Source organism: Sinobaca sp. SA16-1 (genome assembly GCF_059510515.1).
On sequence record NZ_JCAKFL010000007.1, the window covers coordinates 17,447 to 26,946 of the forward strand.

Genomic DNA, 9,500 nt, shown 5'->3' on the forward strand with positions numbered 1-9,500 from the left:
TATTAAAGTACTTCTGGAGCAAGCGATACAATTTTCATGTACTGCTCTTCACGTAGTTCTCTTGCAACTGGTCCAAAAATACGAGTTCCTCTTGGGCTTTTATCTGGACGAACAATTACTGCTGCATTTTCGTCAAAGCTGATATAAGAACCATCTTTGCGACGAGCTCCGCTTTTTGAACGAACGATTACTGCTCTTACTACTTCACCTTTTTTGACAACGCCACCTGGTGTTGCTTGTTTAACAGAACAAACGATCATATCACCGATATTAGCTGTCTTACGTCCGGATCCGCCTAGAACTTTAATGCACTGTACTTGACGTGCACCTGAATTATCAGCAACTTTTAATCTACTCTCTTGTTGTATCATAGGTTACGTAACCTCCCTTCCTCAGAAAAGATGTTAGATAATTACGGATTCCTCTACTACTTCCAACAGACGGAATCTCTTGTCTTTAGAAAGTGGACGAGTTTCCATAATACTAACAACATCGCCTTTTTTGGCTTGATTATTTTCATCATGTGCTTTTAATTTTTTGGAATATCTTACGCGCTTGCCGTATAGAGAATCTGTTTTGTACGTTTCAACAACAACTGTAATGGTTTTATCCATTTTGTCAGAAACGACACGTCCAGTATATACTTTGCGCTGATTGCGTTCAGCCATGTAAATGGGCCTCCTCTCGATCGTTATTAACCTTTATTTATACCGAGTTCACGTTCACGTAAAACGGTTTTGGCACGAGCGATGTCTTTACGAACATTGCGAATGCGACCTGGATTTTCAAGCTGACCAGTCGCCAGTTGGAAACGAAGATTAAACAACTCTTCTTTTAACGAAACAGTCTGTGCTTCCACTTCTGCTGTGGTTAAGTTTCTGAATTCATTAACTTTCATTTGCCTCACCACCCAATTCTTCGCGCTTAACAAACTTCGTTTTGATTGGAAGTTTATGAGACGCAAGTCTAAGTGCTTCACGAGCTACCTCTTCAGAAACACCTGCGATTTCAAACATAATTTTTCCTGGTTTTACAACTGCTACCCATCCTTCAGGAGCACCTTTACCGGAACCCATCCGAACTTCTAGAGGCTTAGCTGTGTAAGGTTTATCTGGAAAGATTTTAATCCAAACCTTACCGCCACGCTTCATGTGACGAGTCATTGCAATACGAGCTGATTCAATTTGGCGGTTTGTGATCCAGGAAGCTTCGATAGCCTGAAGACCGTATTCACCAAATGTTACTTCTGTGCCGCCTTTTGCACGGCCTCTCATTTTGCCGCGATGTTCGCGACGATATTTAACACGTTTTGGTAACAACATTATTAATTGCCCCCTTCCTGTTTTTTCGTACCTTTCGTTGGAAGGACTTCTCCACGGTAGATCCAGATCTTAACTCCGAGCTTGCCGTAGGTTGTATCTGCTTCCGCTGTACCGTAATCAATGTCGGCACGTAGTGTGTGAAGAGGAACCGTTCCTTCGTTATAGCTTTCATCACGAGCGATATCAGCGCCGCCAAGACGTCCGGATACCTGTGTTTTGATCCCTTTCGCGCCTGCGCGCATTGTGCGTTGAATTGTTTGCTTCATTGCACGACGGAAAGAAACACGGTTTTCCAATTGACGAGCGATGTTCTCTGCTACAAGACGAGCGTCCATATCTGCCTGCTTAATTTCAGCGATGTTGATATGAACTCTTTTACCAGTTAGATTGTTAAGGTTTTTACGAAGGGATTCCACTTCAGAACCACCCTTACCAATAACCATACCTGGCTTAGCAGTGTGAATCGTAATGTTTACACGCTTTGCTGCGCGTTCAATTTCAATTTTAGAAACAGAAGCTTCTTTTAGTCTATTTTCAATGTACTCACGCACTTTAATGTCTTCGTGTAAAAGGGTTGCATATTCTTTTTCGGCGTACCATTTAGAATCCCAGTCACGAATGACACCAACGCGTAGTCCTATAGGATTAACTTTTTGACCCACGTGTTATCCCTCCTTCTTTTCTGCTACCACGATTGTGATGTGGCTTGTTCTTTTGTTGATTCTAGTTGCACGGCCTTGTGCGCGCGGACGAAATCTTTTCAGCGTTACGCCTTCATCAACGAATGCTTCCGTGATGTAAAGATCTTCCGGCTCCAGCTCGTAGTTGTGTTCTGCGTTTGCGATGGCAGAATTTAGTACTTTTTCGACAATTGGCGAAGCGCCTTTAGTAGTATTTTTAAGGATACCAATGGCCTCTCCAGCCTTTTTGCCCCGAATGAGGTCAATGACTAACCGTGCCTTACGAGGGGCAATGCGAATTTGTTTAGCAACTGCTTTAGCTTGCATTTAAAGAACCTCCCCTCTTATTAGCGTCTTGTCTTCTTGTCATCTTGTCTGTGACCTTTAAATGTTCTTGTTGGCGCGAACTCACCAAGCTTATGACCGACCATATCTTCCTGAACGTAAACCGGAACGTGCTTGCGTCCGTCATAGACTGCAATAGTATGGCCTACGAAATTTGGAAAGATAGTAGAACGTCTGGACCAGGTTCTGATTACCTTTTTATCATCTGTTTCATTAAGTGCTTCGACTTTTTTCATCAAATGATCATCAATGAAAGGTCCTTTTTTCAAACTTCTGCTCATGAGAGTACCTCCCTTCGCAATTGCGCTGCGATTCCAACGAACCGCAGAACAACACGATTATTTTTTGTTGCGACGGCGACGAACGATATATTTATCAGTGTCTTTGTTTTTCTTGCGTGTTTTGTAACCAAGTGCCGGTGTACCCCATGGAGATACTGGTGCAACACGTCCGATTGGAGCGCGGCCTTCACCACCACCGTGTGGGTGATCACTTGGGTTCATTGCGGAACCACGTACAGTTGGACGTCTGTTCAACCAACGGGAGCGTCCGGCTTTACCAATGCTGATAAGCTCGTGCTCAACGTTTCCTACTTGTCCTATCGTTGCACGGCAGGTAGCAAGGATAAGGCGTGTTTCGCCTGATCTAAGACGAACAAGAACGTATTTGCCTTCTTTACCAAGAATCTGTGCTTCTGCTCCAGCAGAACGGACAAGCTGTCCTCCGCGTCCTGGCTTCAGCTCAATGTTGTGAATGATTGTACCAACTGGAATGTTTACCAATGGAAGTGCGTTCCCAACTTTGATATCAGCTTCAGAACCAGATTCGATCATCTGTCCTACTTTGATTCCTTTAGGTGCAAGGATATAACGCTTTTCTCCATCTACGTAATGGATGAGGGCGATGTTTGCGGAACGGTTTGGATCGTACTCTACAGTAGCGACTTTACCTGGAACTCCGTCCTTTTCACGCTTAAAATCAATAATGCGGTATTGGCGCTTGTGTCCGCCACCCTGGTGACGCATAGTAATGCGGCCGTGGTTGTTTCTACCAGCTTTCTTATAAAGTGGTGCAGTCAAAGATTTTTCCGGCTTGTCTGTTGTTATTTCACCGAAATCACTTACAGTCATGTGACGAATACCGTTAGTAATCGGCTTAAACTTTTTAATAGGCATGCTTATTTCCCTCCTTTACTTAGCAATTATGCTCCTTCGAAAAACTCAATTTCCTGGCTATCTTCAGTTAGCGTGATTATCGCCTTTTTACGGTTAGGCTTAAATCCTGTATAACGGCCAAAACGACGGAATTTCCCTTTATAGTTCATTGTATTAACTCTAGATACTTTTACTCCAAAAATTTCTTCGATAGCTTTTTTGATCTGTATCTTGTTAGCTTTTACATTCACTTCAAAAGTATACTGTCTTAATTCCATTAATTCAGCAGTACGTTCAGTGATTACGGGGTTTTTAATAATGTCGCGTGCTTCCATTATGCGAGCACCTCCTCTACCTTTTCTACCGCTTCTTTCGTGATTACGAGCTTGTCGTGCTTAAGCACTTCAAGTACGTTCACGTCTTTAACAGTTGCAAAGGTGATTCCAGGAATGTTTCCAATGGATAATGCTACTTGCTCATTATAATCAGCTGTTACTACTAACGCTTTCCGATCAACAGAAAGGCTTGATAGTACAGTCATCATTTCTTTTGTCTTTGGTGCTTCTAAAGAAAGGTTATCAAGAACAACGATGTCCCCGTCCTTTGCTCTAGTGGAAAGAGCAGATTTGATAGCAAGTCTGCGTACTTTCTTTGGAAGCTTATAAGCATAACTTCTAGGTGTTGGTCCAAAAACGACACCGCCGCCTACCCATTGTGGTGCACGGATAGTACCTTGACGCGCGCGTCCTGTTCCTTTTTGACGCCACGGCTTACGACCGCCGCCTCGTCTGTCAGAGCGGTTCTTTACAGCATGTGTTCCCTGACGCATAGATGCTTGCTGCATCACGACTGCTTCATGAAGAACATGCTGGTTTGGTTCAATGCCGAAAATCCCTTCGGCTAGTTCTACATCTCCGACTTTCGATCCGGATTGATTCAATACGTCTACTTTAGGCATAGTAGGGCCTCCTTCCTTGGTGACTTTTATTTCGCTGCTTTAACAGCAGATTTGATGGTAACAAGATTTTTATTTGGTCCAGGCACATTGCCCTTCACGAGGATTAAGTTGCGTTCTGCATCCACTTTTACGATTTCAAGGTTTTGAACTGTTACTTTTTTGCCACCCATACGTCCTGGAAGCTTTTTACCCTTCAATACGTGGTTCGGGTCAGTTGGACCCATTGAACCTGGACGACGGTGATAACGAGAACCGTGGGACATAGGTCCGCGGGATTGGTTATGGCGCTTGATAGCACCCTGGAATCCTTTACCTTTTGAAGTTCCTGTCACGTCTACGATATCTCCGTCAGCGAACGAGTCAACTTTGACTTCCTGACCAACAGTGTAATCCTCTAATGTAACATCAAGGATCTCTTTAACGTAGCGCTTGGGCTTTGTATCAGCTTTAGCGGCATTCCCTTTTTCCGGTTTGTTAGAGCGTGATTCTTTTTTGTCAAAAAAGCCCAGCTGAACTGCTTCATAACCATCCGATTCAGATGTTTTTGTTTGAAGCACTACGTTCGGCGCTGCTTCGATAACTGTGACCGGTACAAGTTCTCCATTTTCACTGAACAATTGAGTCATTCCTACTTTTCTTCCCAAGATTCCTTTGGCCATCAGTCACACCTCCTATATTAGTTTATATTTTTATTTTTGATTATAATTTGATTTCAATGTCGACACCGGATGGTAAATCAAGACGCATAAGCGCATCTACCGTCTGTGGTGTTGGACTTACAATATCAATTAAACGCTTATGTGTGCGCATTTCAAACTGCTCACGTGCATCCTTATACTTGTGCGTTGCACGAAGTACTGTGTAGATAGATTTTTCAGTAGGAAGCGGGATAGGTCCGGAAATTCCTGCACCTGATCTTTTCGCTGTATCAACGATCTTTTCTGCTGATTGATCTAAAACACGGTGGTCATAAGCCTTTAAACGAATACGAATCTTTTCTTTTGCCATGCTGAGCCCTCCTTTTCGCCCGAATTTGTACAGACATACTCCATGAAAATTTTCCAACACCCAGCCATGGCAAAGGGGCCTGGCGTGTCGGTAACCTTTCACATCATCGCCTTAACCGCCGCATAAGAATACTTATCGTACTCTCTACAGGCCGCGGTCACACTTTATCTATTATAAGGACTTGTTCTACTTATTGCAAGGGTTTTTTGATAAAAAATTATTTGCTGTACTGCAGCTATACAATAGAAGAAACAAGAAAACCGGCGAAGCAAAAAAACAGCAGAAAGCTTACGCCTTCTGCTGTTGCTCTATTAATCAGCTCGTCTTTTTATACTCAGAAGCATACTGATCGGCAGCTTTCATCGCACTCACTGCTTGAGAAGGCTTGAGTGAAGCCGGGAACGGGCTAAAACGAAATCAGGCCGCCATTCTAGTATAGTAGTTCCATCATGAACAGCACAGGTTAAAGGCCAGGCTGCCGGACAGCGATTTTGCTATATACTTTAATTTTTCTTTATCTACCCTTCTTTTTCGCCTTCTCCAAAAATATGCTGAGAGATGAAAAACAAAAAACTCCCCAGCTGAGACAGCCGGGGAGTTCATAAGTTATTACTTCTGGATTGTTGCTACAACACCGGCACCAACAGTACGTCCACCCTCACGGATAGAGAACTTTGTACCTTCTTCGATAGCGATTGGAGAAATAAGCTCTACAGTCATTTCAACGTTATCGCCAGGCATAACCATTTCTACGCCTTCTGGAAGATGGCAGATACCAGTAACGTCCGTTGTACGGAAATAGAACTGTGGACGATAGTTAGTGAAGAATGGAGTGTGACGTCCACCTTCTTCTTTTGATAGAACATAAACTTCAGCTTTGAAGTTTGTGTGTGGAGTGATTGTACCGGGCTTAGCAAGTACTTGTCCACGCTTGATGTCGTCGCGGCTTACACCACGAAGAAGTGCGCCAATGTTGTCGCCTGCTTCTGCATAGTCAAGAAGCTTACGGAACATTTCAACACCAGTTACAGTTGTTTTTCTAGCTGTCTCATCGATACCGATGATTTCAACTTCATCCCCTACGTTAAGAACTCCACGCTCAACACGGCCAGTTGCTACTGTTCCGCGTCCAGTGATAGAGAATACATCCTCAACAGGCATCATGAATGGCTTGTCTTTGTCACGCTCTGGAGTTGGGATATAATCATCTACAGCTTGCATAAGCTCGATGATTTTCTCTTCGTACTCTTCTACTCCTTCAAGTGCTTTAAGAGCAGAACCGCTGATGATTGGAATATCATCACCTGGGAAGTCATACTCTGTAAGAAGGTCGCGGACTTCCATCTCAACAAGCTCAAGAAGCTCCTCGTCGTCTACCATATCTACTTTGTTTAAGAAAACAACCATAGTTGGTACACCTACTTGACGGGAAAGAAGGATGTGCTCACGAGTCTGTGGCATTGGGCCATCAGCTGCGGATACAACTAGGATAGCTCCATCCATCTGTGCAGCACCTGTGATCATGTTTTTAACATAGTCGGCGTGTCCTGGGCAATCCACGTGTGCGTAGTGACGAGTTTCAGTTTCGTACTCTACGTGTGCCGTGGAAATTGTGATACCGCGCTCGCGCTCTTCAGGAGCACCATCGATAGCATCATAAGCCATGGCTGTACCTTTACCGGATTTCTTGTGAAGAACTGTTGTGATTGCTGCAGTTAATGTTGTTTTACCGTGGTCAACATGCCCGATAGTTCCGATATTGGCATGCGCTTTTGAACGGTCGAATTTTTCTTTTCCCATTATGAAATTCCTCCTTAAATCAGGTCATTTAATTTATTATAAAAGGCAATGCGCATCGTGCTGTCATCACCTTTTAGCTTACAGTAAAATATTCTACCAAACAATCATCAGAAAAGCATTTTAGCCAACGTTTTTCTTGATGATTTCTTCGGAAACACTCTTAGGAACTTCTTCGTAATGATCGAAGAACATGCTGTAGTTTCCACGTCCCTGAGTGTTTGAACGAAGGTTTGTGGCATAGCCGAACATCTCAGCAAGCGGTACATAAGCTCTAATAGCTTGTGTATTAGCGCGTGCTTCCATGCCGTCTACACGTCCACGGCGGGAAGTGATGTCACCCATTACGTCGCCCATATACTCTTCTGGAACAACGACTTCAACCTTCATTAGAGGCTCAAGCAGTACTGGTGAACATTTTTCCTTTGCTTTCTTAAATGCCATAGATGCAGCTACCTTAAATGCCATCTCGTTAGAGTCAACATCGTGGTAAGAACCATCATACAGCTTTGCTTTTACATCAATAACAGGATAACCTGCTACAAGTCCGTTTTGAAGAGATTCTTTGATCCCCTGCTCAACGGAAGCGATGTATTCGCGGGGAACAGATCCACCAACGACAGCATTTGTAAATTCAAATCCGGCACCTTCTTCGTTTGGACCAAACTCGACCCATACGTGGCCGTACTGACCGCGTCCACCGGACTGACGTACGAATTTACCTTCACATTTAGCATCGGTACGGATTGTTTCACGATAAGATACCTGCGGCGCACCAACAGTGGCCTCTACCTTAAATTCGCGCTTCATCCGGTCCACGATGATATCAAGGTGAAGTTCACCCATACCTTTGATAATTGTCTGTCCCGTTTCTTCGTCTGTTTCTGTCTGGAATGTTGGATCTTCTTCAGCAAGCTTGGCAAGAGCAATACCCATTTTATCATGGTCTGCTTTTGACTTAGGCTCTACAGAAAGAGAGATAACCGGCTCAGGGAAGTCCATGGATTCAAGAATAACGCGACTCTTGTCATCACAAAGCGTATCCCCTGTTGAAGTATCTTTTAAACCAACACCCGCAGCAATGTCTCCTGCATATACGGTTGCAATCTCTTCTCTGGAGTTAGCGTGCATTTGAAGGATACGTCCAACGCGCTCACGCTTTTCTTTCGTTGTGTTACGAACATAAGAACCAGAATCAAGTGTACCGGAATATACGCGGAAGAAAGTAAGCTTACCAACATAAGGGTCTGTTGCTACTTTAAATGCAAGTGCAGCAAACGGGCCATTATCGTCAGCTGGACGTTCTACTTCTTCTTCAGTATCCGGAAGGATACCTTTGATAGCAGGCACGTCAAGCGGGGACGGAAGGTAGTCTATGACTGAATCAATCATAAGCTGTACACCTTTGTTTTTAAAAGCAGATCCGCAAAGAACCGGATAGAATTCAACGTTAAGCGTACCCTTACGGATACCCTCTTTTAGTTCAGCTGGAGTTAATGCTTCCCCTTCAAGGTACTTCATTGTTAGGTCTTCATCAAGCTCTGATACAGCTTCAACTAATTTTTCGTGGTATTCTTCAGCCTGTGCTTTGTACTCTTCAGGAATTTCTCTTGCTTCTGTACGAGTACCAAGGTCATCTAGATAAAAGAAAGCTTCCATATTGATTAGATCAATAATGCCTTCAAAATCATCTTCTGCACCAATTGGAAGTTGAACAGCATGGGCGTTAGCACCAAGGCGATCTTTCAACGTTCCCAAGGAGTAAATAAAGTCAGCACCGATTTTATCCATTTTGTTAATGAAAACGATACGCGGTACATGATAAGTTGTAGCCTGGCGCCAAACAGTTTCTGTCTGCGGCTCCACACCTGACTGTGCGTCAAGTACGGCTACTGCTCCATCAAGTACACGAAGGGACCGTTCCACTTCCACGGTAAAATCCACGTGACCTGGTGTATCAATAATATTAATTCTATGGTCTTTCCACTGGGCAGTTGTTGCAGCAGAGGTGATTGTAATTCCACGCTCCTGCTCTTGTGCCATCCAGTCCATTTGCGATGCACCTTCGTGCGTTTCGCCAATTTTATGAATACGTCCGGTATAGTAAAGAATACGTTCTGTTGCCGTAGTCTTACCAGCGTCAATGTGAGCCATGATACCGATATTACGAGTTTTATCTAAGGAGAACTCTCTTGGCATGGACTCTCTTTCTCCTTTCTTCTTTCCTTATTTATAA

Annotated in this window: 14 protein-coding genes; all 14 read right to left on the reverse strand. The window is 43.8% G+C overall.

Annotated elements, in window-relative coordinates; all coding sequences use genetic code 11:
* Positions 1-2: 2 nt before the first annotated feature.
* Entirely contained in the window at positions 3-371 is a 369-nt protein-coding gene (rplN, locus tag AC5W2J_RS16665; protein WP_496060594.1) for a 50S ribosomal protein L14, read from the reverse strand.
* 33 nt (positions 372-404) lie between these two features.
* Complete coding sequence (gene rpsQ, locus AC5W2J_RS16670) at positions 405-668, reverse strand: 30S ribosomal protein S17 (RefSeq protein WP_496060595.1); 264 nt, start codon at positions 666-668, stop codon at positions 405-407.
* A 26-nt stretch (positions 669-694) separates the two neighbouring features.
* Positions 695-898 carry a 50S ribosomal protein L29 gene (gene rpmC / locus AC5W2J_RS16675; protein WP_120194594.1) on the reverse strand — a complete coding sequence of 68 codons (204 nt, stop codon included), beginning with the start codon at positions 896-898 and terminating at the stop codon, positions 695-697.
* Positions 888-1,322 carry a 50S ribosomal protein L16 gene (gene rplP / locus AC5W2J_RS16680; protein WP_496060596.1) on the reverse strand — a complete coding sequence of 145 codons (435 nt, stop codon included), beginning with the start codon at positions 1,320-1,322 and terminating at the stop codon, positions 888-890. The genes rpmC and rplP overlap by 11 nt, the downstream gene beginning before the upstream one ends.
* A gap of 2 nt (positions 1,323-1,324) precedes the next feature.
* Complete coding sequence (gene rpsC / locus AC5W2J_RS16685; protein ID WP_120194592.1) at positions 1,325-1,984, reverse strand: 30S ribosomal protein S3; 660 nt, start codon at positions 1,982-1,984, stop codon at positions 1,325-1,327.
* Positions 1,985-1,987: 3 nt separating this feature from the next.
* Entirely contained in the window at positions 1,988-2,329 is a 342-nt protein-coding gene (gene rplV, locus AC5W2J_RS16690; RefSeq protein WP_496060597.1) for a 50S ribosomal protein L22, read from the reverse strand.
* A gap of 20 nt (positions 2,330-2,349) precedes the next feature.
* A complete protein-coding gene (gene rpsS / locus AC5W2J_RS16695) occupies positions 2,350-2,628 on the reverse strand; it encodes a 30S ribosomal protein S19 (protein ID WP_496060598.1) in 279 nt (92 codons plus the stop codon).
* A 57-nt stretch (positions 2,629-2,685) separates the two neighbouring features.
* Positions 2,686-3,522, reverse strand: coding sequence for a 50S ribosomal protein L2 (rplB, locus tag AC5W2J_RS16700; protein ID WP_496060599.1), 837 nt, complete (start codon positions 3,520-3,522; stop codon positions 2,686-2,688).
* Between the two features lie 26 nt (positions 3,523-3,548).
* Positions 3,549-3,839: a 50S ribosomal protein L23 gene (gene rplW, locus AC5W2J_RS16705; protein WP_496060632.1), complete on the reverse strand. Its 291-nt coding sequence runs from the start codon at positions 3,837-3,839 to the stop codon at positions 3,549-3,551.
* Complete coding sequence (gene rplD / locus AC5W2J_RS16710) at positions 3,836-4,459, reverse strand: 50S ribosomal protein L4 (RefSeq protein WP_496060600.1); 624 nt, start codon at positions 4,457-4,459, stop codon at positions 3,836-3,838. Before rplD ends, rplW begins: the two co-directional genes overlap by 4 nt.
* Positions 4,460-4,485: 26 nt before the next feature.
* Complete coding sequence (gene rplC / locus AC5W2J_RS16715; RefSeq protein WP_496060601.1) at positions 4,486-5,118, reverse strand: 50S ribosomal protein L3; 633 nt, start codon at positions 5,116-5,118, stop codon at positions 4,486-4,488.
* A gap of 40 nt (positions 5,119-5,158) precedes the next feature.
* Positions 5,159-5,467 (reverse strand): 30S ribosomal protein S10, encoded by a 309-nt coding sequence (gene rpsJ, locus AC5W2J_RS16720; RefSeq protein ID WP_120194585.1) that lies wholly within the window; start codon positions 5,465-5,467, stop codon positions 5,159-5,161.
* Positions 5,468-6,076: 609 nt separating this feature from the next.
* Positions 6,077-7,267: an elongation factor Tu gene (tuf, locus tag AC5W2J_RS16725; RefSeq protein ID WP_496060602.1), complete on the reverse strand. Its 1,191-nt coding sequence runs from the start codon at positions 7,265-7,267 to the stop codon at positions 6,077-6,079.
* Positions 7,268-7,387: 120 nt separating this feature from the next.
* A complete protein-coding gene (gene fusA / locus AC5W2J_RS16730; protein ID WP_496060603.1) occupies positions 7,388-9,463 on the reverse strand; it encodes an elongation factor G in 2,076 nt (691 codons plus the stop codon).
* Between the last annotated feature and the right edge of the window lie 37 nt (positions 9,464-9,500).

What these genes read in the sequence shown, in the direction of transcription:
- rplP (WP_496060596.1), bottom strand. Translation starts at nt 1,322, where the DNA reads ATGTTGTTACCAAAACGTGTTAAATATCGTCGCGAACATCGCGGCAAA.
- rpsJ (WP_120194585.1), bottom strand. Translation starts at nt 5,467, where the DNA reads ATGGCAAAAGAAAAGATTCGTATTCGTTTAAAGGCTTATGACCACCGT.
- rpmC (WP_120194594.1), bottom strand. Translation starts at nt 898, where the DNA reads ATGAAAGTTAATGAATTCAGAAACTTAACCACAGCAGAAGTGGAAGCA.
- rplB (WP_496060599.1), bottom strand. Translation starts at nt 3,522, where the DNA reads ATGCCTATTAAAAAGTTTAAGCCGATTACTAACGGTATTCGTCACATG.
- rpsQ (WP_496060595.1), bottom strand. Translation starts at nt 668, where the DNA reads ATGGCTGAACGCAATCAGCGCAAAGTATATACTGGACGTGTCGTTTCT.
- rplN (WP_496060594.1), bottom strand. Translation starts at nt 371, where the DNA reads ATGATACAACAAGAGAGTAGATTAAAAGTTGCTGATAATTCAGGTGCA.
- rplC (WP_496060601.1), bottom strand. Translation starts at nt 5,118, where the DNA reads ATGGCCAAAGGAATCTTGGGAAGAAAAGTAGGAATGACTCAATTGTTC.
- rpsS (WP_496060598.1), bottom strand. Translation starts at nt 2,628, where the DNA reads ATGAGCAGAAGTTTGAAAAAAGGACCTTTCATTGATGATCATTTGATG.
- rplV (WP_496060597.1), bottom strand. Translation starts at nt 2,329, where the DNA reads ATGCAAGCTAAAGCAGTTGCTAAACAAATTCGCATTGCCCCTCGTAAG.
- fusA (WP_496060603.1), bottom strand. Translation starts at nt 9,463, where the DNA reads ATGCCAAGAGAGTTCTCCTTAGATAAAACTCGTAATATCGGTATCATG.
- rplD (WP_496060600.1), bottom strand. Translation starts at nt 4,459, where the DNA reads ATGCCTAAAGTAGACGTATTGAATCAATCCGGATCGAAAGTCGGAGAT.
- tuf (WP_496060602.1), bottom strand. Translation starts at nt 7,267, where the DNA reads ATGGGAAAAGAAAAATTCGACCGTTCAAAAGCGCATGCCAATATCGGA.